Source organism: Pseudomonas sp. RGM 3321 (assembly GCF_022836805.1).
GTDB lineage: Bacteria > Pseudomonadota > Gammaproteobacteria > Pseudomonadales > Pseudomonadaceae > Aquipseudomonas.
Map to the genome: position 1 here is coordinate 152,446 of NZ_JALHBH010000115.1, position 24,212 is coordinate 176,657.

A 24,212-nucleotide genomic window follows, 5' to 3' on the forward strand; every position below is an offset into this window, starting at 1 on the left:
CATGAATAGCCTTATCCAGGACCGCCCGGTCAGAGCCGACGCGCCCTCACTGTGCACACTGCAAGACCTGACCGACCTGCCGCGCGTGGGGTTTCGCGGTACACAAAGCGCCGAATACCTGACAGCACGTGGTTTCAGTCTGCCCGACACGCCGAACCGCGCGGTTACTCAGGCCGACGGCAGCCATGTTGCACGTCTTTCGCAGACCGAATACCTGCTGCTCGGCAGCCCGTTTGATAAAGGCCAGCGCATAGCCGATGAAGAAGCCCGCTGGGAACTGGACCATAACGCCAATTACCTGCTGCCTCGTGAAGACAGCCATGCGTGGCTGCAACTGAGCGGCCCGTGCATCCCCGAGGTGATGGCCAAATTGTGCGGCGTGGACCTGAGTCCGGCAGCATTCGCAGTCGGCTCGGTGGCGCAGACCTCGGCAGCGCGAATCAATGTGATCGTGATCAATATTGGCGCACAGAGCGAACCCTGTTTTCAGATTCTCTGTGACCGGGCTTCACTGGCTTATTTCAAGGACGCAATGCTGGATGCCATGACAGAGTTCGGTGGGCGCGTCTTGTAAGGGTCGAGGCTGGCCTGTCGTCGAAAGTGACTGGGTCATCTGGCCCAGAAACGACACGCATGCCCATTACCGCCACACCTCCTAAAGAACGCTGACGGCGAGCCGACCTGCTCTTGGTAGACCATAAGACATAGCTTCGGGTCATCACCCGGTGCAACAGACTGCAGGTATGCAGCGCCAACATTTGCGGTAGTAATGGACACTCCGGAGCTCAAATGAATATCAAACAGAAACTGACCTGGGCGTTCGCAGTCATTGCGTGCTTGCCCATACTTGTCGTGGCCGCCATCGTGATCGTGAATCTGCGTGACAAGGCCACCAGTGATTTCGTGGACAGCAGCGGACGTGAAATTCGTCAGGTCGACAATGCCATGCAGCTGTTTTTCGACGGCATCACGCAGAACGTCAATTACATCGCGGCGCACCCGCTGATCGCCGGGGCGGGCGACGATTTCCGCAACTACATGGGCGCAGCCGCCACCGCACAGTCGGAAAACGACAAACAGGCGACCGAGCTGTTCGCCAGTATCGCCAAGGCCCACCCGGCCTACTCCTACGTCTCTTACGGGCTGATCAACGGCAGCTACATCATGACGCCGGAAGACCCGAAAATGAGCAACTACGACCCGCGTGTTCGCCCGTGGTACAAGACCGCAATGGCCAATGCTGGCAAAACCGTGCGCAGCGACGCCTATTACTGGGCCAACGATGACGCAGTACTGGTCAGCACCATTCGGGCGATCCCCAATAAACTGGGCAACCCTGGCGGCGTGGTCAACATCGACGTATCACTCAAGCAACTGACCAACATCGTCAAGCAGATCAAGCTGGGTGACAGCGGCTACCTGATGCTGATGGAAAAGAGCGGCACCGTGCTGGTCGATCCCAAACAGCCGGAGCACAACTTCAAAAAACTGGGTGAGCTGGGCGACGGCTTCAGCGAGCTGGCCAAAACCCCCAGTGGTCTGGTCGAGGTGACACTCAACGGTGAGCGCTACATGGCCAACGTGTACCCGTCCGAGCAACTGGGCTGGAACTTCATCGGCCTGATCAAACAGGACGAAGTGATGGCCTCCGCCACCCGCCTGACCTGGCTGATCGGTATTATCGCTGCGGTATTGGCGGTGGTCTTTGCGATTGTCGGTGCCAGTTTTGCCAGCGTCATCGTGCGTCCGATTCACAGCGTGTCCAGCGGCCTGGAAGGCATTGCGGGCGGCGAAGGCGACCTGACCCAGAACCTCGCTGTACGCGGCAAGGATGAAACTGCGCAACTGGCAGGCTGGTTCAATAAATTCCTCACCGCGATTCGCAACCTGATCCAGCACATCGGCCAGGCTGCCGGGAAGATTCTTGAAGCCTCACACAGCTCCACCCGTGTCTCCAACGACATGGCCGAAGCCGCTGGACGTCAGCGCGAGGCGGTGGACATGGTCTCCACGGCCTTCCATGAAATGGTCGCCACCTCCAACGAAGTCGCCCGCTCCTGCAGCCAGGCCGCCGATTCGGCCGACAGCGGTCAGCAGCAGGCGCGTGAAGGTCAGCGGCAGATCGATGATGCAGTGCGCAGCGTGGACCGGCTCAGCGAAGAACTCACCCGCTCGGCCAAGGACATGACGCAACTGGAAAAGGACAGCGCAGGCATTCAGTCGATCCTCAACACCATCCGTTCGATTGCCGAGCAGACCAACCTGCTGGCCCTCAACGCTGCCATCGAAGCAGCCCGCGCAGGCGAACAAGGTCGCGGCTTTGCCGTAGTAGCCGACGAAGTCCGCGCGCTGGCCAAACGTACTTCGGACTCGACCGCCGAAATCGACAACCTGCTGGGCAATCTGGCCAAACGCACCGCCTCTGTGGCGCAACAGATGCACGCCAGCCTCGACGTGTCGCAGCAATCGGTGACCAAGATCGGACAGGCACGCAGCAGCTTCGGGCAGATCCGTGAGTCGGTGGATGTGATTCGCGACATGAATACCCAGATCGCAACCGCCGCCGAAGAGCAGCATCAGGTGGCCGAGGACATCAACCGTCACATCAGCCAGATCCATGGCGACGCCCAGTTGATCGCCGACCTTTCGGACTCCGCCCGTGCGGATTCCAGAAGTCTGGAACTACTGTCCAGCGAACTCGACGGCCTGATGCGCAAGTTCAAGACCTGATCCTGCACAGTCGGAGCGTGAGAAACGATAGGTGTCTGTGTGGCCCCTATCGTGCCTATGCTCCGCGTTGGCATGCCGTTCTGGACGCAGCAGGTGATCTAATCTCCGTCCCTCTCAAACCATTCAGTCAGAAAATCCAGAAAAGTGCGCAGCGTTGCCGACTGGTGGTGCCGCGAAGTGTAGATCGCGTGTATCCCCAGTGCCCGTGGCTGGTACTCCGGCATCAGGGCGATCAGCTTGCCGCTCGCAATCAGCGGCGTTGCCGAATGCACAGGCTGCAGACTGATACCGGCGCCCGCGACTGCGGCCTCCAGCAGCACCACTGAATCGTTGGCACTCAGGTTGCCGCCGACCGGCACACTGAGCGGCATCTGCTGGCGGGTAAATTCCCAGAGGCTCTTGCCGAAGTACGTATAGGTCAGGCAGTTATGGGCAGTCAGTTCCTGCGGCCTGGACGGCGTGCCGTGCACGGCAAGATAGGCTGGAGCAGCGCACACCACCGAAGCGCATTGCCCCAGCGGACGGGCAATTACATTGGGGTCCAATTGATTAGTGATGCGGATCGCCAGATCGATTCGCTCGCTGACCAGATCCACGGCCTCGTTACCGATAAGCAGGTCTGCCGAGGTGCCGGGATAGCGTTGCAGGTAAGCCGTCACCGCGGGTGCCAGAACGGCCAGGGCCAGTGACTGCGAACAGGCGATGCGCAGCATGCCGCGCGGCTCGTCGACTTGCGTATCGGCCGCCAGCGGCACCGCGTCGGCAAGCTCGACCAGTTGCTGACACCGCAACAACGTCACCTGTCCGGGGGCGGTCAAGCCGAGCTTGCGCGTGGTCCGGTGCAGCAATCGTGCTCCGGCCCAGCGCTCCATCTGCGCCAGATACCGCGTGACCATTGCCCGAGACATGTCCAACGCCTCGGCGGCGGCAATGAGGCTGCCCCTGTCGTTGATGGCGATGAATACCCGCGCCGCTATGATCCGATCCACGATTCGTCCGATATAAGCAATCAATAGTTGCCAATACTGAGGCTTTTGTTTCACCTGAGGCAACCTAAGATGACCACCTCAGTCCTGCCCGAACCAAGGTCGTACCCATGTTGCGCAAATCCCTGCTTGCCCTGTCCTTCGCTGCTCTGTTCCCTCTCGCAGCCCAGGCCGCCGCCCCCTTGGCCATCGAGGTGTACAACCCGGCTGAAAAAGCCGTCTTCCCGGTGTCATCCGAACTGATCACCGGCAAGCATGACGCGGTTCTCATCGATGCGCAGTTCCAGCGCAACGACGCCGAGGCCCTGGTGCAGAAGATCAAGGCCAGCGGCAAGCAACTCACCACGGTCTACATCAGCCACAGTGACCCGGACTACTACTTCGGTCTGGACGTCATCAAAGCCGCGTTCCCCAAAGCAAAGATCGTCGCCAGCGCGCCTACCGTGAAGGCGATCAAGGCGTCGATGCAGGGCAAACTCGCCTACTGGGGCCCGATTCTCAAGGACAATGCGCCAGCCAGCCTGGTCCTGCCAGAGGTGCTCAAGGGCGATCATCTGACCCTTGAAGGCCAACCGTTGCAGATCAAAGGCCTTGACGGTCCGGCACCCGAGCGCAGCTACGTATGGATTCCATCGCTCAAGGCGGTGGTCGGCGGCGTTGTGGTGTCCAGCGGCATTCATGTCTGGATTGCTGACACCCAAAGCCCGAAATCGCGTCAGGACTGGCTCGCGACCCTCAAGGGCATTGAGGCGCTGAAGCCGGTCACGGTTATTCCGGGCCATTATCTGGGCGAGGTTCCAGCGGGCACCCAGGCTGTGACGTTCACCGCCGACTACCTGAAGTCCTTCGAAGAACAGGCCGCCAAGGCCAAGGATTCCGCCGCCCTGATCGACGCCATGCAGAAAGCCTGGCCGCAACTGGCCGAGCCGGCTTCGCTGGAGATGAGCGCAAAAGTCATCAAGGGCGAGATGAAGTGGCCGAATTGATCCGGCACCTGTAAGGCCCCGGCGGAGCGCTGCGAATATCGGCAGGGTCCAGGCTTTTTAACTGCGCGGCGCACATGCACTCAGCTATGGTCAGACGCCCATATCAGTCGCTATGCTGCGCCCATGAACGCCCCTTTGAAAATCCGTACCCCCTGCCCGCCCGGCGCTTGCGACTGCAAGCGCGAGCTGCTGGACGCGGAAGATGCAGACCTGCGGATTCTGCTGCTGTCCCGCGACGCAGAGAAAAGCCTGCTGGATCGCCTGGAGCGTATCGACAGTCTGGAAGACCTGGAGCACATGCAGCGCAAGATTTTCCAGCAACTGGGCGTGCGTGTCGACGTCGCGCCGGGCTTCAATGAAGTGCGCACCATGCGCGGCATCAGCATTGTCGTCGAGGAAAAGGTCGGGCTGTGCCGCAAGACGCGCCAATCGATACCCGCCGCCATCCGCCGCGCCCTGGAAGCACGTCCACAGATCGCCTATCAGTTGCTCAACGCCAACGACCTGCTGCGCGACGCGTGAGTCTAGACAAAGCCCAGTCAGGCTTTCAGAAACGACAACGCCCGGCCTGAACAGACCGGGCGTCACGTGAACACTATCGCAGGCTGATCAGCAAACCCCAGGCGGGATGCCGTCCTTGTTGAAGTCTTTCAGGCGTTCCTTTTCTTCGGGCGTCGAATGCGCGGGCACATCGCTTTGCGGTTCCGGTTTTTTCTCGTCTTTCTTGTCAGTCATGGTCGTTGACTCCGCTGGTGGACACTCAAATAAGGCCACGCGCGGCGCATTCGGTTCAGACTGATTGCACCGCGCGGCGCTGATTGACGTTGCATTCCAGTTGTCTGGCCAGGCCCTGCAGATCGAGCAGGGTCGCGCGCCAGCTGCGCTCCTGACTGCCGACGCTGACCAGCGAACGGACCCGGTCATTGACCGAAATGCCCTTGCCGGTACTGGCTTGCCAGCCTTGTTCCAGCATGGCCGGATCGAACTGATTGAAGGCGTCGATCGCATCGACGCGGTTCACGGCAAAACCGAAGCACAGCCGCTCGCCACGCACGATCAATACACGCGACGCGTCGCCCTGGACCTGGGCCCCTTCGCCCAACAGGCTGCTCAGGCAAATCAGCGGCACCTGTTCGCCGCGCAGATTGAACTGCCCCAGCAAATGCGTTTCCGGCTGCGACAGGCCGATCAGTTGCTGCGGCATGCTCATGATTTCCACGATCTGGCTCAACGGTGCGACGAAGCGGGTCGGCGCATCGAACAGCAGGCAGGCGTGGCGCAGCATGGCCTTGGTCACATCGTGCGAGGCCTGGGCAGGTTTGACGTCGTGTTGGTAAACCTGGGTGTAGCTTTTGACTTCCGGACGCTGCAACAGCATCGGATGATCAAGCAACAAGGCTTGCTGCCCCTCCTCCAGGTTCATTACCCCGGCCAGCAGCTCTGGATGCGGCAGGCCATAGCCCGGCGCCGCCAACAGACTGTCCGGATTCTGACGCTGAATGGCGACCATGCGGTCGTAGCCGAACCCGCAGACCCGCCCGTCCGGGGCAGTCAACAGCAGCAACTGCGGCTTGGACGTCTGACGCTGGTGGTCCAGGCCAAGCACTTCGGACAGGTTGAGCGCCGGGACCTTGGTGCCACGCACCGAGGTGACGCCAAAGCAGCAGTCACTGGCAAAATCCGACGCCGTGATCTCGGGTTCGTCCACCAACTCGGTCACAACGCTGGCATCGATACAGAAGTTACGGCCGTCGCACTCGAACACCAGGTAATGCAGCAAACGGTTCTTGGCGGCCAGCGCCTCGTCCTTGAGCACTTGCGCGTTGGGATCGGCAGCGAACAGTACGCCTGGCAAACCACTCATGAAGGCAAGATCAAGCTTGTAGATCATCCGCGACTCTTCAGCGCCGAGCAGCAGAGAGGGCAGCAGCCCGACACCACTGCCCGCAGGTCCCAGCGGACTGAACTGAGAATCACGGGCCTTGAGAATGTCGCACACCGCATCGATCGCCAGCCCGAGGTAACCACCGCCGTACTTGAGAATCGCGACCAGCGGCGTCGGCGAAGACATATCGCCGCCCTCCGCCAGTTGAGCACGCAGGTCGACCAATGGCACCGGTTTGCCACGCAAGGTAAACACCCCGCGCAGCGCTCCCCGGGTCAACGGATGGGGATTCAGATCAGCGGGCCAGTGCACGGCCTCCATCAACGCATCGGCAACCACCGCCAGATACACGCCATTGATCTGCACCACGCCATAGGCATTCAGGCTGCTCATGCAGGTTGTCCGATGGATGCCTTGTTCAGCGTTTCGGTATAGCCAGTCAGGTTGGCTTTATGCAGCTCGACAATCAGGGTCTCGACTTCCTGCGCCGACAGGCGTTGCTTCTCGGTGGCAGTATTGATCCCGTCGATCGCCTGGGTGGTCTGCATCACGCCTTCCACGATGTGTTCGAAGGCTTCGCCGGCACAGCGCGAAATCTCGTTGCCCGACTCGATCCGGCTGACCGTTTCCAGAATCAGCTTGTTGATTTCCTTGGTCGCACGCGAGGACTTCTCGGCCAGCTTACGCACCTCGTCGGCGACTACCGAAAAGCCCAGGCCATGCTCACCGGCCCTGGCCGCTTCGATGGCCGCGTTGAAGGCCAGCATGTTGGTCTGACTGGCGATCTCGCTGATCACCTGAATGATGTCCTGAATGCCCTCGGCGGACTTGGCAATCATGCCCATCGCGTCGGACGCCTTGACCAGCGTCTGCGAACCGGAACTGGCCTGCTCACGCGTCATTCTGGCCAGATCGGTGGCTGTCTCGGTGCTTTGTGCGACGTAGGAAATGGCATTCATCAGTGCTTTCACCGACTCGCCCATGGCGCGGGTCTTGGCCTCTATCGCCTGCTCCATCTCGACTTGACGGGTAATGTCAGTGGCGAATTTCACCACTTTGAACGGCAAGCCGTCGTGGTCGAAAATCGGGCTGTACGTCGCCTGAATCCAGATTTTCTGCCCGTATTTGCTGACACGCATGAAGCGCCCGGAGTAGAACTCGCCCTGCCCCAGCCCGTGCCAGAACTCACGGTACTCGGTGCCGCGCACATACTCTTCCTCACAGAAGATACGGTGATGCTTGCCTTTGATTTCCAGCAGGCCATAACCCAGCGCTTTGAGGAAGTTGGCATTGGCGGTGATGATGTTGCCGGCCATGTCGAATTCGATGACGGCCTGGGCGCGGTCGATGGCATTCACCTTGCCCTGGTCCTCGACGCTGGTTTCCTTGGCCACAGTCACGTCGAGCGCGAACTTGACGATCTTGTAGGGTTTGCCCTGTGCATCGAAAATCGGGTTGTAGGTGGCCTGAATCCAGATCTCCTTACCGTCCTTGCGCTTGCGCTTGTATTCGTTGGCGTCGTACTCGCCGCGCCCCAGCTTCTCCCAGAGCTCACGATACTGCAGGCTGCTGACGAATTCCTCGGAGCAGAACATACGGTGGTGTTCACCGACGATTTCATCGAGCTCGTAGCCGAATACCGCCAGAAAATTGCGGTTGGCGTGCAGCACCTTGCCTGTCAGATCGAATTCGATCACCGCCTGAGAACGTTCGATGGCCGTCACCTTGCCTGCGGACTCAGCCTGACGAATGCGGCTCTCGGTCACATCGTTGGCGAACTTCACGACCTTGTAAGGACGACCATCCGGGTCGAATATCGGGTTGTAAGTGGCGCTGATCCACAGCTCGCGACCATTCTTGCCGATGCGCTTGTATTCCCCGGAGTCATACTCGCCACGTTCGAGCTTGGCCCAGAAGGCACGGTAGGCCGGGCTGTTAAGGTAGTCGTCTTCGCAAAACATGCGATGGTGCTGGCCTTGAATCTCATCCAGACGATAGCCCAGGACCTTGAGAAAGTTTTCGTTGGCGTTGAGCACGCGACCGTTCAGGTCGAACTCGATGATGCCCTGCGAGCGATCGATGGCCGCGACCTTGCCTTCGTACTCGGCATTGGACTTGCGTTGCGCAGTGACGTCTGTGGCGAACTTCACCACCTTGAACGGGTTGCCCTGCTCGTCGAACACCGGGTTATAAGTCGCCTGCAACCAGATCTCGCGCCCGTTCTTGCCCAGGCGCTTGTACTGCCCTTCGTCGAAAGCGCCCTTGCCGAGTTTTTCCCAAAACGTCGCATATTCGACGCTGGATGCATGTTCCGGCGTGCAGAACATGCGGTGATGCCGACCCTGGACCTCATCCAGCCGATAACCGACGCAATCCAGAAAATTGGTATTGGCCCGCAGGATATTGCCCTCAAGATCGAACTCGATCATCGCCTGGGAGCGGTCAATGGCCGTCATCAGCGAGTGAAGATCAAGTTCCAGCCCGGCCTTGTCCCTGTGGGTGGTTTCAATTGTGGTCGACATGTGGAAATACTCTGCGAGTAAGCATCTATGGAAGTATTGTTATAAAGCGCCGGTTTCCGCGAGCCCTGTCAGACACACCGATGTGTGGACTATGGAGGCTGCCGATCAAGCCGGTTAATCGTCTTTCTCAATGCCGTCCATAGCGCAAACTGCAGTTCATCAGCGTCGGATGGAATGACCGACTCCACTTGGCAGGTAGCTGTAGCATTAACATCGGCATCAAACGGAACAGCTTTAGGGCAACTGGTTCGCCACCACACACACAGACACCCCTTGGCCTGGCCGGTAGTCGGCTAAGCGCGCCTGGTACACCGTTCCTTTACCTGCTTTGAACAACTCGCCGTCATCAGTAATAGAACCAGATGACAAGAATGACTGCGCCAGTCCAGCCCAGGGTCAGCAAGAAGGAAAGTCCAGCAAGACGCGGATCCATGGAACTCCTGTTCTGGAAGGCTTGGGTAAGCAGAGCGCTGCATACGTAGGGATATAACGGCTGGATCACAGATATATAAACTATTTTCATCACCTTGAAACACTGCCAGCACAGGGGTCTTGCTCTGGATCAACGTCTGATAACCTTGCCGCCGATCACTTGGTAAAAAGACGCTCGTCGCAGAGGCAGACATGGCCATGATTTTCCCAGCCGAACCACTACGACCCGAGGATCGTTTCGACGCCTGGCAGGAGGTTGTGAGCTCGACGTATGGCCTGGTCACCAGCCAGCCTCTGAACAAAGCGCCGTTTGACGGCAGGCTGAATGTCAGGGATCAGAGTAGCATTACCTTCACCCGTATCCAGTCTTCCCCCCTCCATTACCGGCGGTTGCCGCAAGACAGGGAGAGCGATCACTTCCTCCTCACGCTCTCTTTGTGTTCCGACGCGATCGTCGTGCAGAACGACAGGGAGTCCCGGCAAGGCGCTGGCGATATCGTCCTTTACGATAGCGCACAGCCTTACGCGTGCAGTTACCCCGAAGGTGACGATCAGATTGTGTTGGCGGTGCCCCGCAGGCTGTTGCTGCAACACATCCCCAGTGCCGAACGACTGGTGTGCCGCACGCTCGATGGCCGTTCGACGCTGGGCCGTGTTGCCGCAACCTTGTTGAATGAAGCCTGGAACACAGAAGGCTTATCGGACCCGCTGAGCGAGCGACTCAATGCATCACTGCTGGACGTACTGTCTACAGCCTTGGACTCGGTGTTCGGCGACACCGATATCCGGCAGCATTCTCGTCAAATGCAACAACTGCAGCGCATCAAGCGATTCCTGCTGAATAATCTGCCCGACACAGGGCTGACGGCCGAAAGCATTGCTTTGGCGACTCATGTTTCGCCACGCACGCTCAATCGCCTGTTCGCACAGGAAGGCACCACGGCCATTCGCTGGCTCTGGCAGCAAAGGCTCTCGGCGTGCCACGACGCATTGCGCAAAGGCCACGTTCGCCGGGTCAGTGACGCTGCGCTGAATTTCGGCTTCAGCAACCTCTCGCATTTCAGTCGAGCCTTCAAAAACGTTTATGGCATCTCTCCTCAGCAGTTGCTTGGGCCACGATAAGACGATTGGCATCTTCGGCACAGCGATTGACCGTTCAGGCAAAGCACGCCGCATCCGGGTCGAGCAGTATCACCGCCATGCCAATGAACGGTGACGAAGGAAAACCTCGATGACTACCCACCCCGATAAAACCCTGCGCCTGATCTTTCCCCAGTGGCAAGGTGGCAACAACGCGCCTTATCATTTTGGTGCACAGCTGCTGGCGTGGCTGGCACCGGACGCGTCAGGGGCCGTCGAGCACGTGGCCGTAACCGATCCGGATGACCAACCACTTGAACTGGAAAAAGGCATCATCGCCCGCCATGCGCTGCTGGCGCAGCTTGGCCTTGCACGGCAGTTGATCGACCGGCATCAGCCGGATCGTCTGGTGGTTCTGGGTGGCGACTGCCTGGTCGACCTCGCGCCATTCGCCTACCTGAACGAACGTTACGACGGTGACCTTGCGGTGCTGTGGGTCGACGCTCATCCGGACGTCATGACACCCAGAGACTTCCAGCATGCACACGCGATGGTCATGGGCAATCTGCTGGGCGAAGGTGACAAGGATTTCGTCGATGCCGTGAAACGCCCGATCAAGCCGGCCAATGTGATGTACGCGGGCCTGCAGGAAACCCTTGAGGCCGAAAGCGCATTCATCAAGCGTCTCGGGCTGCGCAGCGCCGATGTACAGGCGCTGGCAGACTCCAGCGAGCCGGTGCTGCAGTGGCTTGAGGAAACCGGTGCAAGACACTTGGCGGTCCATCTGGACCTGGACGTGCTGGACCCGGCACTGTTTCGTTCTGTGCTGTTTGCCCAACCCGGTGTCCCTGCCAGTAAATTTGAAGGCGTTGCTCAGGGCAAGATGACTATCGAGCAGGTCGTCCGCTTGCTGACAGACGTTGCCAGCGCCGTGGACGTGGTCGGGCTTGGCATTGCCGAGCACCTGCCGTGGGATGCTCTGGCGCTGAAGAACATGCTGACGAAACTGCCGCTGCTTGGCGACCGGCTGCCAAGCCACGGGAATGAATTCTGAACCAGCGAGTAAAATTCAATTTATGCATATTTAAATACTAGTTAATTATTTAATTTAATAATTAACATATAACAAAATAGAATTTCACTGTGGGTTTTTATAGGCATATCGTCATCCTATACCGACCCCTTTCTCCAGGCGGAGGTGCATCCACCTTTCTGAACCGTCCGGAGCAAAACCATGAGCAGACAACGACACCTTAAACTTGGCGCGATGGTCCACGGGGTCGGCCATGGCTGGGGCGAATGGCGCCACCCGCAGGCGCTGGCCAACGCCAGTGTGAATTTCGGCTTTTATCAGCAGCAGACCCAGTTGGCCGAAGCGGCGCGCTTCGATTTTGTGTTCATCGCCGACAGCCTGCACATTCATGAGAAATCCAGCCCGCACTACCTGAATCGTTTCGAACCGCTGACCATCCTGTCCGCACTGGCGGCAACCACCCGGCATATCGGTCTGGTGGCAACGGTGACTGTCAGCTACACCGAACCCTTTCAGGTAGCTCGCCAGTTTGCTTCGCTGGACCACATCAGCGGCGGTCGGGCTGGCTGGAATGTGGTGACTTCCTGGCTCAGTGGCACCGCCGACAACTTCAGCAAGGGAGAACACCCACCGCACGCCGTACGCTACCGCATCGCCAAAGAGCATATCGAGGTGGTCAAGGGCCTGTGGGATTCGTGGGAAGACGACGCCTTCGCCTACGACAAGCAGAAAGGCGAGTTTTTCACGCCCGGCAAACTGCACCCGTTGAACCACAAGGGCGAATTCTTCTCGGTGAAAGGCCCGCTCAACATCGCCCGGTCGAATCAGGGTCAGCCGGTGATTTTTCAGGCAGGCACCTCCGAGGCCGGGCGTAACTTCGCCGCTCAGAACTCTGACGCGATCTTTGTCCACGCCGAGAGTTTCGATGAAGCGCGCGCCTATTATCAGGACCTGAAACAAAGGGCTGGCAGCTTTGGTCGCGCCCCTCACGCGCTGTCGATTCTGCCAGGCATTCGCCCGATTGTCGGGCGCGATGAGGCTGAGGTGGAAAGCCGCTATCGCCAGGCCGTGGATCTGGTGACGATCGAAGACGCCATTGTCGCCCTTGGCCGACCGTTCAATGACCATGACTTCAGCCAGTACCCACTGGACGAACCCTTCCCGGAACTGGGCGATCTGGGCTCCAACAGCCAGAAAGGCGGTTCGGACCGGATCAAGCAACAGGCCAGAGACGAAGGCCTGAGCCTGCGTGAAGTCGCCCTGCGCTTCTCCCTGCCCCGCCGTGACTTTGTCGGCACGCCGCAACAGGTCGCCGACGCGATACAAACATGGTTCGAAGCAGGCGCAGCCGATGGCTTCATCATCAACAGCGTTCTGCCGGACGGCCTGCAGTTTTTCACCGAATGGGTGGTGCCGGTACTGCAACAACGGGGACTGTTTCGCACCGAATACAGCGGCAATACGCTGCGTGAAAACCTCGGCCTTGAGGTGCCGGTCAATCGTCATGCGAAGGCTGTCGCCCATCAATCTGACGAGGCGGTGGCATGACCCGACTCGTGATTGCCAGCCAGCTGGATGATGATTTCAATCAGGTGATCCGCGAGCGGCTTGCAGTGACCCACCCGGAAGCCAAGGTCATCAGCGTACCTGCCGGAGTGCCGAGCGACTTGCCCGGCGAGGTCAGCATTCTGCTGGCGCGCCCTATCAATGTGCGTGGTTATGAAGCCCCGGCCTCGCCGCCGCCCGGCTGGCCCTATGGCCTGAAATGGATTCAGGTGGTGTCTTCGGGTATCGACTTCTATCCGGGCTGGCTGTTCGACGGGCCGCCGGTAAGTACCTCGCGGGGCAGCGCGGCTGAAAACATTGCCGAGTTCTCGCTAGCCGCCATTTTTGCTGCTGCCAAGCACCTGCCGGATATCTGGGTGCATGACTCGCAATGGAATTTCACCGCACTGACGCCGCTCAAGGGCACCACGCTCGGGATTCTCGGCTTTGGTGCCATCGGTCGCAGCCTGGCCAGCAAGGCCCAGGCGCTGGGTATCAACGTGATCGCATTGCGGCAAAGTTTGGCTCCTTTCGAGGTTGACGGTGTCGAGGCTGCACGCGACATTCATGACCTGTTCGCGCGCGCAGACCATCTGGTACTGGCCGCGCCGTTGACACCGGCTACCCGGCATATCGTCAACGCCGACGTGCTGAACAGTGCCAAACCCGGCCTGCACTTGATCAACATCGCCCGTGGGGGTTTGCTTGATCATGAGGCGCTGCTCACGGCACTGGATCAAGGCGGCATCGGCCTCGCCTCGCTGGACGTCACCGAACCCGAACCGCTGCCGGATGGGCATCCACTGTACTCAAACCCTCGCGTACGCCTGTCACCTCACACCTCGGCGATCTCCAGCAACAGCCGTCACGAGATAGCCGACAGTTTTCTGGCCAACCTTGAGCGTTTTCTCAATGGGCAGGCCTTGCAGAATCAGGCTGATCGCCAGCGCGGCTACTGACACTCAGCGTCACCTTTAAATACCGAGCGTGCCATGCCCAACCCGATAAAACACACACAACCTGGCTACCGCCGTCCGCTGCTGGCAGTCCTGCTCGCGGCGTTGGCGTTATGCATCGCCCTGCCCGTCGAAGCACAGCAAACGTTGCGGATCGGTTACCAGAAGTCTTCCACGCTGATCACCCTGCTGAAAACACGCGGCACGCTGGAAAAAGCCCTTGCGCCACAGGACGTCACCGTCACCTGGCATGAGTTTCCGAATGGCCTGCCGCTGCTGGAGGCGCTGAACGTCGGCAACGTCGATATCAGCGCGGATGTGGCGGACACCGTACCGATCTTCGCCCAGGCAGCGGAGGCCAGGCTGACCTACTTCGCCCAGGAAGCGGCATCGCCCTCAGCCCAGGCAATCATCGTGCACAAAGGCTCGCCCTTGCAGCAGTTGTCAGACCTGAAAGGCAAAAAGGTCGCCGTTACCAAGGCGGCGGGTTCCCACTACCTGCTGATTGCTGCGTTGAAAAAGGCCGGTCTGGCATTTTCGGATATTCAGGCCGCCTACCTGTCGCCCGCCGACGGCCGAGCGGCCTTCGAAAACAACAAGGTGGACGCCTGGGTCACCTGGGAACCCTTCCTGACCAGCGCCCAACGGCAATTGCCGACCCGCACCCTGGCTGACGGCAAGGGGCTGTCGAGCTACAAACGCTATTACCTGACCGGCACCAACTACGCCAAGGACCATCCGCAAGTACTCAGCGTGGTTTACGAGCTGCTGCACAGCGCCGGTATCTGGCTAAAGGCCAACCCGCGAGAAGCCGCGCAGGTACTGAGCCCTTTATGGGGCAATCTGGATATCGAAACGGTCGAAATCGCCAACAGCCACCGCACCTATCAGATACAGCCGGTCACGCATGAGCAACTGGACGAGCAGCAGCATATCGCCGATGCCTTCTTGGCAGCGGGCCTGCTGCCCAAGGCGGTGGATGCTCAGGATGTGGAGGTATGGAAGCCTTGAGAGAGGGGGCGATGTGCTCTTACATCAAGCACGCACGCCCCTCGGTCAGCGTGCGGATTCAAGCACGCGGCGGCTTGGGAAACGCTCCGCGGGCGGTTTCATAAGCCTGCGCGACACGCAACGCCAAGGCATCCTTGAAGCGCGGCGCGACAATCATCATAGCAACCGGCAGGCCCTCGGCCAGGCCTGCCGGGATTGACGTGGCCGGGTGGCCGGTCAGGTCGAACGGCGCGGTATTGGCGAGCATGTTCAGGGCGCTGTGCACGTACTCCTCAATCGGCGCATCGGCGGCGGTCAGCATGGTGGCCACAAACGGCATGGTCGGCATCACCAGCACGTCAAAATCCTTGAATGCTTCATCGTATTGACGGGTGAGTTCCGGCACCAGCATCCGCGCCTTGGCGTAGTAGGCACCGTGCAGGTTTTTCAGGCTGTAATGCCCGGTAAGTGCCACGGCACGCACGCTGCTGGACAATGCGTTGGCATGCTCACGACGCCTGGAACCGAAGTAGCTCATGATGTCGGGGTCGTAATAGCCGTCGACATTCATGCCATAGCCGTTGCCTTGCAACATCTGGTACGCCGCACCATCGGTGGCGATGACATTCCACATGTCCAGCGCCACACCGCGGTGCCACGGAGCGCTTGCCTCTCCGACCGTCGCACCAAGGCTTTCCAGCTGTGCCACTGCGGCGCGAACCAGCGCGTCGACCTGCGGTTCGGACATGCCGGGAATCGCAAAACCTTCGCGCAGCAGGCCGATTTTCAAGCCGGCAACGCCCTGATCGAGGGTCGCGACACAACTGACCGTCGGCGGTTTTTTCTGCCTTGAATCAAGCCCGTCGGCCCCGGCGATTACGTCGAGCATGACCGCGCAGTCGCGCACGTTATTGGCCATCGGACCGACATGGTCGATGGTCCGCTCGATCGGAAAAGCCCCGGTATAAGGCACAAGACTGTAGGTCGGCTTGTGCCCAACGATGCCGCTCCAGGCCGACGGCATGCGGATCGACCCGCCTTGGTCGCCGCCGATGGCCATGTCCACTTCCTGCAAGGCGACCAGCACGGCGCTGCCGCTGGAGGAGCCGCCTGCGTTGCGGGTCAGGTCCCACGGGTTTTTTACCGCACCGGTGGCCGAGGTAAAACTGGCTCCGGAGAAACACAGGTCTTCACAGACTGATTTGCCAACCACCGTCGCGCCTGCGGCCAACAGGCGTTTGACCACCGTGGCATCTTCGCAAGGCACGTAACCATCAAGGCTCAGCGAACCGTTGGCCATCGGTACGCCGGCCACTGAGACGTTGTCCTTGATGACCACCGTTCTGCCCGCCAACGGGCCGCTCGCCGCACCGGCAATGTGCGTCTTCACGTACCAGGCGCCATGCAGGTTTTCGGCCTCTGTCGGTTTGCTGTGTTCGCGCAGCGGCGTGGGCTGCGCAACGTGAGCGGCGTACAACGCATCAATGGCTTCGTAGGAGCCCAGGGTTTCGTCAGCAAGACTCAGGAACGATGCCATCTGGCTGTCTGACAGGTCGTACCCGTGATCCTGGGCGGCAATCAGAAAGTCGGCTTTGTCGGGGCGTTTTACGGACATGGTGTTCTCCAGATAACGGTAAGAGCCGCCCGGGATCGGGCAGGCACTGACTGGAGCCGCCTGCACAGGATGCGCAGGTATGGGCTCGATCCGGAGGACGCCGTTGTCCATGCCGGTCGCCACGCGGTGTTCCATACCTGCCGGTTCAGGGCGTATGGCAAGCGTCCGCGCAGAAGAGGATCAGACCGATGAGGCCCGACGCTCGAAGCGAGTCTGCAGCCTGTCAGGAACAGGCTTGTTGGAACAGTTCGTGGGCCTTTACCAGCGCCTCGGCGATTTTCTCCACGGGCTCACGCTTGGCCATCGCCTGATCCCGCAGCGCGTTGTAAGCGTCTATTTCAGACATGCCCTTGGTTTCCATCAGAATGATTTTTGCCTGCTGCACGGTACGCATCACCGCCATGCGCCCTTCCAGGCGCTTGACGTGTTTTTCCCGTTCCCGTGTTTTGCGTGCCTGGCTGAGGGTGATGGCCAGCGCCGTCAGCAAGCCGAAAGACCTGACCGGCGAGGGAATCACCGAGCAGGCATTGAGCTGCACCAGCGCCTCGACAATGATCGGGTTTTCATAGGCGATCACCGGAATGATCGGCGGCGTCGAGTTGTGCAGCAGCCAGGGCGTGTTGGTCGACAGGCTTTCCGGCGACACCGCCAGCACGATCACGTCAGCCTCACTCTGCAACCGCTCGGGAATCGGCCACTGCACGCGTACCTGGCAACCAATACGCTGCAACTGAGCGATCAGGTTGCGACCGTCTTCATCATCGGGGTGCATCACCAGCACGCTGATGTCGCGCAGGTCCTTGATGCCGCCTGCGCTGTCGTTGCGCAAACGTTTCTTGGCGGCACGCAGGGTCATGGACGCCTCCCGGTCAGGCTGGACCAGCCGTTGAAGTCAGGCGCAACGGCATAAGGATCGGGCTTCAGCGCTTTCTGACTTTCGTAAAGGATGTCGAACTGCCCGTCGCCATTGGCACGGCCGATCCGCGAGTACAGGTAGGTATGGTGATTGTGCTCATCGATGCGCACCCGTCCCTGAGGCGCGTCGTATTCCAGACCGCGCATGGTTTGCAAAACGTCCTCTACCTCCGTGCTGCCTGCGCGGGCTATCGCCTTGGCCAGCAGATGGACCTGAAAATAAGCGGCTTCCCAGCAGCGGTCGGTCACCTGATGCTGGCCGAACATCTCCCGATATTGCGCAATGCACTGTCGATTGAGCGGCGTGTCGATCGACTGGAAGTAAGTGGCTGCCGAAATGTGCCCGGTGCCCAGATGAACGCCCATCTGCTGAATGTCGGTTTCGCTGGTGGTGACACTGGCAATCGGCATGACCGCCGGGTCGAAACCGGCGTCGGCGTAGGCCTGGTACAGGTGCGCCATGGTGTCACCGACCACCGTGGAAAAGATGAACGACGGTTTCAGCTCCCGGGCTTTGACCATGAGCCTGGCGAAGTCTTCTGGCCTGGCGTTTTTCAATGGCAAGTAGTACTCGCCCAGCTTGCTGCCACCGCGCTCGTAGAGCAGGTCGCTCATCAGCCGATTGGTTTCATACGGGTAGACGTACTCGGAGCCGATCATCAGCACGCGACTGCCAAAGTGGTCGAACATGTAATTGCCCAATGGCACGGCGTTATGGTTCGGCGTGGCACCGGTGTAAATGATGTTGCGCGAATACTCGAAGCCCTCGTAGTAAACCGGATAGAGCAGCACCGCGTTGTAGCGTTCGACGACGGGCAATACCGCCTTGCGCGCCGCCGAGGTGTAGCAACCGAAGAAAAACCGCAGGTTCTCTTCACGAATCAGCGATTCAACGTGCATGGCAAACAACGCAGGCGTTGAATCCGGGTTACGGGTAATCAGTTCCAGAGGACGGCCATTCACGCCTCCTGCCGCGTTGATCTGATGGATTGCAAACTGTGCGCCGCGCATTGTTGAACACTCACCGGCAGCGGTAACGCCGGTATTGGAAAACAGACCTCCTATGCGGATCGACGGGTCAACCATGTCTATAAACCTTGTTCAACGTGAGGTGAGACGCCCGAACCTGGCCGGGAGCCTGAAAGAAGACTGAGCGAATAACCGCGGATTCAACGGTGGCTCTCAGGCGGTTGTGCCTGGGGCTGGCGTGACGGCAGTGTCAGGACCAGTCGTGCGAGGGACCTTCCACACCTGCCGAGAGTGGGCGTGTGGCAAGAGACCCTGCGAGGGTGTCGGGCAGGCTCATGCAGGGAGCGGGCCATGCGTGACGAGGCGCGTCAGGGAGAAGCGAATTCGTTGGCGAAGAAGGCCGTGCATTCGTGAGGTTTAGGTCGCCTCGAACATAGCCTTCGCGAACAAGTTCGCTCCTGCAAAAGCACAATATCTCAGTCTATGCATGAGTACATATCGCGAGAAAAAAGGGTCTTCTGCATCACGCTTTTGGTGCGTAGGAGCCCTGTTCGCGCCAAAGCGGCGCATGTCGATTTGTGCGTGCAATTAATGCAGGGGGGCTCTGCCTGAGGGTTTCGAAACGCGCGCCAAGAGCCGTTTCGCCAGTTGGCATTGCCCTTGCTAAGTTCACCCTGAGACATCGCGCCAGCTGTCTGCCCTACGCCCCATTGGCAAGTAGGGAGACACCTAGCGTACGACTGGATCGGACACAGTTTGTCCCGCCAGATTCGGCACAGAAGCCTGACATCCCGCCCATTGATTTGGCCGGGATGTCGGGCTTTTTTTATTCCTGGGAGAAAAGTGAATGCACAACGACAAACGCCGTTTGATCAAGCATGCTCTGTTGCTGGGTGCGATCAGCCTGCTGCCGTTTTCCCTGATCGGTCAGGCGCAAGCGGACGAGACTGTGAAAGTCGGCATCATCCACTCGCTGACCGGCACCATGGCCATCAGTGAGGCCTCGGTGGTCGACGCCGAAAAGCTCGCCATCGAAGAGATCAACGCCAGTGGCGGCGTGATGGGCAAAACCATCGAACCGATCGTTGAAGATGGTGCCAGCGACTGGCCAACCTTTGCCGAGAAAGCCCGCAAGCTGCTGGAAAACGACCACGTCGCGGTCACCTTTGGCGCGTTCACCTCGGCGTCGCGCAAAGCGGTGCTGCCGGTCTTCGAGCGCAATAAGGGCCTGCTCTACTACCCGACCTTCTATGAAGGGCTGGAAAAATCCCCGGCCATTATCTACACTGGCGCCGAGGCCTCGCAGCAGACCCTGGCAGCCGTCACCTGGCTGATGGCCAACAAGGGCAAAAGCGTCTATCTGGTCGGCTCCGACTACATCTGGCCACGTACTACCAACAAGCTGGCGCGGGCATCGGTCACCAAACAGGGCGGCTCCATCGTCGGCGAAGACTACCTGCCGCTAGGCGCTATCGAATTTTCCTCGGTGATCAACAAGATCAAGGTGGCCAAGCCGGACATCGTGCTGTCGACCATCGTCGGCGGCTCAAACGTGGCGTTCTACAAACAGCTCAAGGCTGCCGGTATCGACAGTACCAACCAGACGCTGATGGGCCTTGCGATCACTGAAGAGGAAGTCACCGGCATCGGTGCGGAAAATCTCGTCGGTTTTCTGACCTGCATGAGCTACTTCCAAAGCCTGAAAAACCCGGTCAACGAGAAGTTCGTCCAGGCGTTCAAAACACGCTATGGGCAGCAGCGCGTCGTCGGTGACCCGATGGCAGCGGCGTACACCGCGGTATACCTGTGGAAAAAGGCCGTCGAGAAAGCAGGCAGTTTCGAGGTGCCGAAAGTGATCGCCGCATCCTCGGAAATGACCCTCGATGCGCCTGAAGGCGAGATTAAGGTGCACAAGGACAACCACCACCTGTGGAAACGTGCACGCATCGGCACGCTCAATGCGCAGGGCCAGGTCGATGTGATCTACGAGTCGGCACCGATCGAGCCCAACCCGTTTCCGAAACTCTGATACCGGGCCGGGCGCGATCCGCTTCGCGCGCCCTTTCGTCAATGTGCAGCAACAGGTAGCGACGGCATGACTCTCGATACGCTGGTAATGCAAGTCTTCAGCGGGTTCTCGCTGTTTTCCGTGCTGGTGCTGATGGCACTCGGGCTGACCATCGTGTTCGGCCTGATGGGCGTGATCAACATGGCCCACGGTGAACTGATGGCGATGGGCTCATACATGACCTACGTCACCTCCGTGGTGTTTCAGCGCTACTTCCCCGAGCTCATGGGCTGGTATTTCATCATCGGCATCGGGATGGCCTTTGTGGTGACCTTCGCCTTCGGTCTGCTGCTGGAACGCTGCTTCATCCGCTTCATGTACAACCGGCCACTGGACACATTGCTGGCAACGTGGGGGCTGTCGCTGGTACTGCAGCAACTGTTCCGCCAGGTATTCGGCCCCAAGGAAGTCAGCGTGCCTACCGTGCAATGGCTGCAGGGTGCGTGGAAAATCAGCGAAGGGCTGGAGCTGCCCCTCAACCGGATATTCATCATCGGTCTGACCTTCGTGATTGCCGCTGCGGTGTTCCTGTTTCTCTACCGCAGTCGCTGGGGCCTGCGCATTCGTGCAGTGACCCAGAACCGCGCAATGGCCGGAGCGGCCGGGATCAACACTGCGCGGGTCGATTCGGTGACGTTTGCGCTGGGCTGCGGCCTGGCGGGTATTGCCGGCAGTTCATTCACCATGCTCGCCTCCACCGGCCCGGTGAGTGGCCAGCAGTATCTGGTGGATACCTTCATTGTGGTGGTGTTCGGCGGCGTCGAAAGCCTGCTCGGCACCTTTCTCTCGGCGTTCGCCATCGGCCAGACGCAGATCTCGCTGGAATACCTCACCACCGGCTCCATGGCCAAGGCGATCACCCTGCTGGTGGTCATCGTGCTGCTGTTTTTCCGCCCCAACGGCCTGTTCGCCACGAAAGTGAGACGTTGAGATGAACAACATGACTGAAAAGCCACTGGCCGGGACGCCGGTCAAAGCAGCCCGACCAGACTGGCTGAGTGGTGGTTGGTTGTCGCTGATCGAGCGTTACAGCCTGATCTGGCTATCGCTGCTGTTGTTGGTGGTATTGCCGCTACTGCTGGGCGATTTTCGTCTGGGGCTGGCGGGTAAATACCTGAGTCTGGCGTTCTGCGCCGTGGGCATGGTGATGATCTGGGGCTACGGCGGCATTCTCAGCCTCGGCCAAGGGATCTTCTTCGGCCTGGGCAGTTACATGATGGCGATGTACCTGAAACTGGAAGCCACTGCCACGGACGAAGCCGCCAGCGCCCTCGCCGCTTTCTACGGCTCGGCGCTGCCGGACTTCATGATCTGGAACAGCGTCGAAGCCCTGCCCTGGTGGTGGAAACCGTTCGAATCGGCCACCTTCACCCTCGCAGCGATCCTGATCCTGCCTGCGCTGCTGGCGTTTCTATTCAGCTATGCCTATTTCAAGAAGCGCGTCGGTGGCGTGTACTTCTCGATCATTACCCTGTCACTGGCCTCGATCATGTCGATCATGATCATCGGCCAGCAGGGCTACACCGGCGGAGTAAACGGTCTGACCGACTTCAAGACCGCCTTCGGCCTGAGCTTGCAGGCGCCCCAGACACCCTGGATTCTCTACCTGATCACCACACTGTTACTGCTGGCCAGCGTCGCGATGTGCGGTTTCATTCTGCGCAGCCGCCTGGGCAAGGTCGTCGTGGCGATCCGTGACCGCGAAGACCGGGTGCGTTTTTCCGGCTACAACACTGCGTTGTTCAAGGCCTTCATCTTTGCCGTGGCGGCCCTTATTTCAGCGCTGGGCGGCGTGATGTTCACCCTGCAGGTTGGTCTGGCGTCGCCATCGCTGGTGGGCATCATTCCGTCCACGGAAATAGTGATCTATGCCGCGCTGGGCGGTCGCCTTTCACTGGTCGGCGCGGTATACGGCACGCTGCTGATCGGTGCAGCCAAGACTTACCTGTCGGAGAACTTCGTCAGCTTCTGGCAATACTTCATCGGCTTTCTGTTCATGGCGGTGGTGCTGTTCCTGCCGACCGGCCTGGCCGGGCTGTTGCAACGCCTGAGCAACAAGGAGGCGCAGTCATGAGCGCAATGTTACTGAGTGTCGAAGACCTGACCGTGTCATTCGATGGCTTCAAGGCGGTCGATAACCTCAACTTCTATGTCGAGGAAAATCAGGTGCATGTGGTGATCGGCCCCAACGGCGCGGGCAAGACCACCCTGCTCGACATGATCTGCGGCAAAACCCGCCCGAGCGCGGGCAGCATCCGCTTCAAGGACCTGCAGCTGGCGAACATGATCGAGTACCAGATCACTCGCGCAGGCGTGGGCCGCAAGTTTCAGAACCCGTCGGTGTACGAAGACCTCACCGTGCGCGAAAACCTCGACATTTCCTCACCGGACAAGCGCGGCATCTTCAACTGCCTGTTCGCCGGGAAGAACGCAGCACTGAGCGACGAAATCGAACAGACCGCCGAGATGATCTTTCTCAAGGACCAACTGGGGCGCAAGGCCGGGCTGTTGTCTCACGGCCAGAAGCAGTGGCTGGAGATCGGCATGTTGTTGATGCAGCGTCCGGAACTGCTCCTGCTCGATGAGCCCGTGGCCGGCATGAGCGCTGGCGAGCGGGAGAAAACCGCTGGCCTGCTCAAGCTCATCGCCAAGGGCCGGGCAATGGTCATCATCGAGCACGACATGGAGTTCGTGAAATCGGTGGCCGACAAGGTCACCGTCCTGCATCAGGGCAAGACCCTGGCCTACGGCTCGATGGATCAGGTGCAGAACGATCCTCGCGTCATCGACGTCTACCTGGGGCACTGAACATGCTGAATGTCTCTCACCTCAATGTGTATTACGGCGACAGCCATGTGCTGCGCGACCTTAGCCTGGAGCTTGCACCGAGCGAGTCGCTGGCGATCATGGGCCGTAACGGCATGGGCAAGACCACGCTGCTGAGAAGCCTGGTGGGCATGCTGCCGACCCGCAGCGGCAGCATCACACTGGCCGGGCAGGAACTGACTGGCAGCAAGAGCTATGAGCGTGTTGCAGCCGGGGTCGGTTTCGTACCGCAGGGGCGGATGATCTTCCCCTACCTGAGCGTCGAGGAAAATATCCTCACCGGCATGCAGGGCGCACCCGCTGCGCCGATTCCCGACTACGTCTACGAATACTTTCCGGTGCTGTTCGAAATGCGTCGGCGCAAGGGCGGCAACCTCTCCGGCGGCCAGCAGCAACAACTGGCCATCGCGCGGGCGCTGGTCTCCAACCCCAAGGTGTTGATCCTCGATGAACCCACCGAAGGCATCCAGCCCTCGATCATCAAGGACATCGCCAAGGCCCTCAATCTGCTGAAAAAGGAGCGCGGATTTTCGCTGATTGTTTCCGAGCAGGTGCTGTCGTTCGCGATGGCCGTGGCTGACCGCTATCTGATCATCGAGAAAGGCGAATTCGTCCATAGCGAAGTCCGCGAAACCGTCGACCGTGAGCGCATCCTGCGCTACCTGACCATCTGA

The 24,212-nt window shown here is 59.7% G+C and carries 21 protein-coding genes; 14 read left to right on the plus strand and 7 right to left on the minus strand.

Translation table 11 applies throughout. The features are described 5' to 3' along the window. Position 1: 1 nt before the first annotated feature. Positions 2-574: a sarcosine oxidase gene (locus RGM3321_RS18830; RefSeq protein WP_244394349.1), complete on the plus strand. Its 573-nt coding sequence runs from the start codon at positions 2-4 to the stop codon at positions 572-574. A 215-nt stretch (positions 575-789) separates the two neighbouring features. Then, the gene (locus RGM3321_RS18835; protein ID WP_244394350.1) at positions 790-2,730 is read left to right on the plus strand and encodes a methyl-accepting chemotaxis protein; all 1,941 of its coding nucleotides are present in this window, start codon (positions 790-792) and stop codon (positions 2,728-2,730) included. 98 nt (positions 2,731-2,828) lie between these two features. Here the strand turns inward: RGM3321_RS18835 and RGM3321_RS18840 are convergent, their stop codons facing one another. Beyond that, positions 2,829-3,719 carry a LysR family transcriptional regulator gene (locus RGM3321_RS18840; protein WP_244394351.1) on the minus strand — a complete coding sequence of 297 codons (891 nt, stop codon included), beginning with the start codon at positions 3,717-3,719 and terminating at the stop codon, positions 2,829-2,831. 107 nt (positions 3,720-3,826) lie between these two features. On the opposite strand from RGM3321_RS18840, the gene RGM3321_RS18845 reads away from it, so the two are divergent. Both RGM3321_RS18845 and RGM3321_RS18850 read left to right on the plus strand, forming a co-directional pair. Continuing rightward, complete coding sequence (locus RGM3321_RS18845; protein WP_244394352.1) at positions 3,827-4,702, plus strand: MBL fold metallo-hydrolase; 876 nt, start codon at positions 3,827-3,829, stop codon at positions 4,700-4,702. 123 nt (positions 4,703-4,825) lie between these two features. Beyond that, positions 4,826-5,224: a hypothetical protein gene (locus RGM3321_RS18850; RefSeq protein WP_244394353.1), complete on the plus strand. Its 399-nt coding sequence runs from the start codon at positions 4,826-4,828 to the stop codon at positions 5,222-5,224. Positions 5,225-5,311: 87 nt separating this feature from the next. On the opposite strand, the gene RGM3321_RS28405 is transcribed toward RGM3321_RS18850, so the two are convergent. From RGM3321_RS28405 to RGM3321_RS18860, 3 genes are read right to left on the minus strand one after another with little or no spacing between them, the layout of a single operon-like run. Further along, complete coding sequence (locus RGM3321_RS28405; protein ID WP_003315538.1) at positions 5,312-5,437, minus strand: hypothetical protein; 126 nt, start codon at positions 5,435-5,437, stop codon at positions 5,312-5,314. 55 nt (positions 5,438-5,492) lie between these two features. Then, a complete protein-coding gene (locus tag RGM3321_RS18855; RefSeq protein ID WP_244394354.1) occupies positions 5,493-6,980 on the minus strand; it encodes a chemotaxis protein CheW in 1,488 nt (495 codons plus the stop codon). Next, on the minus strand, positions 6,977-9,109 hold the full coding sequence (locus RGM3321_RS18860; RefSeq protein WP_244394355.1) for a PAS domain S-box protein: 2,133 nt from the start codon (positions 9,107-9,109) through the stop codon (positions 6,977-6,979). Before RGM3321_RS18860 ends, RGM3321_RS18855 begins: the two co-directional genes overlap by 4 nt. Positions 9,110-9,733: 624 nt before the next feature. On the opposite strand from RGM3321_RS18860, the gene RGM3321_RS18865 reads away from it, so the two are divergent. The 5 genes from RGM3321_RS18865 to RGM3321_RS18885 all read left to right on the plus strand — a co-directional run bounded on the left by RGM3321_RS18865 (position 9,734) and on the right by RGM3321_RS18885 (position 15,166). Continuing rightward, complete coding sequence (locus RGM3321_RS18865; protein WP_244394356.1) at positions 9,734-10,663, plus strand: helix-turn-helix domain-containing protein; 930 nt, start codon at positions 9,734-9,736, stop codon at positions 10,661-10,663. Between the two features lie 109 nt (positions 10,664-10,772). Then, positions 10,773-11,675 carry an arginase family protein gene (locus RGM3321_RS18870; protein WP_244394357.1) on the plus strand — a complete coding sequence of 301 codons (903 nt, stop codon included), beginning with the start codon at positions 10,773-10,775 and terminating at the stop codon, positions 11,673-11,675. Between the two features lie 180 nt (positions 11,676-11,855). After that, the gene (locus tag RGM3321_RS18875; RefSeq protein ID WP_244394358.1) at positions 11,856-13,202 is read left to right on the plus strand and encodes an LLM class flavin-dependent oxidoreductase; all 1,347 of its coding nucleotides are present in this window, start codon (positions 11,856-11,858) and stop codon (positions 13,200-13,202) included. Continuing rightward, complete coding sequence (locus tag RGM3321_RS18880; RefSeq protein ID WP_244394359.1) at positions 13,199-14,158, plus strand: D-isomer specific 2-hydroxyacid dehydrogenase family protein; 960 nt, start codon at positions 13,199-13,201, stop codon at positions 14,156-14,158. Before RGM3321_RS18875 ends, RGM3321_RS18880 begins: the two co-directional genes overlap by 4 nt. Before the next feature lie 33 nt (positions 14,159-14,191). Then, positions 14,192-15,166 (plus strand): aliphatic sulfonate ABC transporter substrate-binding protein, encoded by a 975-nt coding sequence (locus tag RGM3321_RS18885; RefSeq protein WP_244394360.1) that lies wholly within the window; start codon positions 14,192-14,194, stop codon positions 15,164-15,166. A gap of 58 nt (positions 15,167-15,224) precedes the next feature. Here RGM3321_RS18885 and RGM3321_RS18890 read toward each other — a convergent pair whose 3' ends face one another. The 3 genes from RGM3321_RS18890 to RGM3321_RS18900 form a co-directional block, all read right to left on the minus strand. Further along, positions 15,225-16,895 carry an amidase gene (locus RGM3321_RS18890; RefSeq protein ID WP_244394361.1) on the minus strand — a complete coding sequence of 557 codons (1,671 nt, stop codon included), beginning with the start codon at positions 16,893-16,895 and terminating at the stop codon, positions 15,225-15,227. Between the two features lie 88 nt (positions 16,896-16,983). After that, the gene (locus RGM3321_RS18895) at positions 16,984-17,616 is read right to left on the minus strand and encodes an ANTAR domain-containing protein (protein WP_122281693.1); all 633 of its coding nucleotides are present in this window, start codon (positions 17,614-17,616) and stop codon (positions 16,984-16,986) included. Next, positions 17,613-18,761: a transporter substrate-binding domain-containing protein gene (locus RGM3321_RS18900; protein ID WP_244394362.1), complete on the minus strand. Its 1,149-nt coding sequence runs from the start codon at positions 18,759-18,761 to the stop codon at positions 17,613-17,615. The genes RGM3321_RS18895 and RGM3321_RS18900 overlap by 4 nt, the downstream gene beginning before the upstream one ends. Before the next feature lie 730 nt (positions 18,762-19,491). On the opposite strand from RGM3321_RS18900, the gene urtA reads away from it, so the two are divergent. The 5 genes from urtA to urtE all read left to right on the plus strand — a co-directional run bounded on the left by urtA (position 19,492) and on the right by urtE (position 24,212). Then, complete coding sequence (gene urtA, locus RGM3321_RS18905) at positions 19,492-20,673, plus strand: urea ABC transporter substrate-binding protein (RefSeq protein ID WP_244394363.1); 1,182 nt, start codon at positions 19,492-19,494, stop codon at positions 20,671-20,673. A 66-nt stretch (positions 20,674-20,739) separates the two neighbouring features. Further along, the gene (gene urtB / locus RGM3321_RS18910; protein WP_031595402.1) at positions 20,740-21,642 is read left to right on the plus strand and encodes an urea ABC transporter permease subunit UrtB; all 903 of its coding nucleotides are present in this window, start codon (positions 20,740-20,742) and stop codon (positions 21,640-21,642) included. Position 21,643: 1 nt separating this feature from the next. Further along, complete coding sequence (gene urtC, locus RGM3321_RS18915) at positions 21,644-22,786, plus strand: urea ABC transporter permease subunit UrtC (RefSeq protein WP_244394364.1); 1,143 nt, start codon at positions 21,644-21,646, stop codon at positions 22,784-22,786. Next, positions 22,783-23,520 carry an urea ABC transporter ATP-binding protein UrtD gene (gene urtD, locus RGM3321_RS18920; protein ID WP_244394365.1) on the plus strand — a complete coding sequence of 246 codons (738 nt, stop codon included), beginning with the start codon at positions 22,783-22,785 and terminating at the stop codon, positions 23,518-23,520. Before urtC ends, urtD begins: the two co-directional genes overlap by 4 nt. 2 nt (positions 23,521-23,522) lie before the next feature. Beyond that, the gene (gene urtE, locus RGM3321_RS18925) at positions 23,523-24,212 is read left to right on the plus strand and encodes an urea ABC transporter ATP-binding subunit UrtE (RefSeq protein ID WP_005746864.1); all 690 of its coding nucleotides are present in this window, start codon (positions 23,523-23,525) and stop codon (positions 24,210-24,212) included.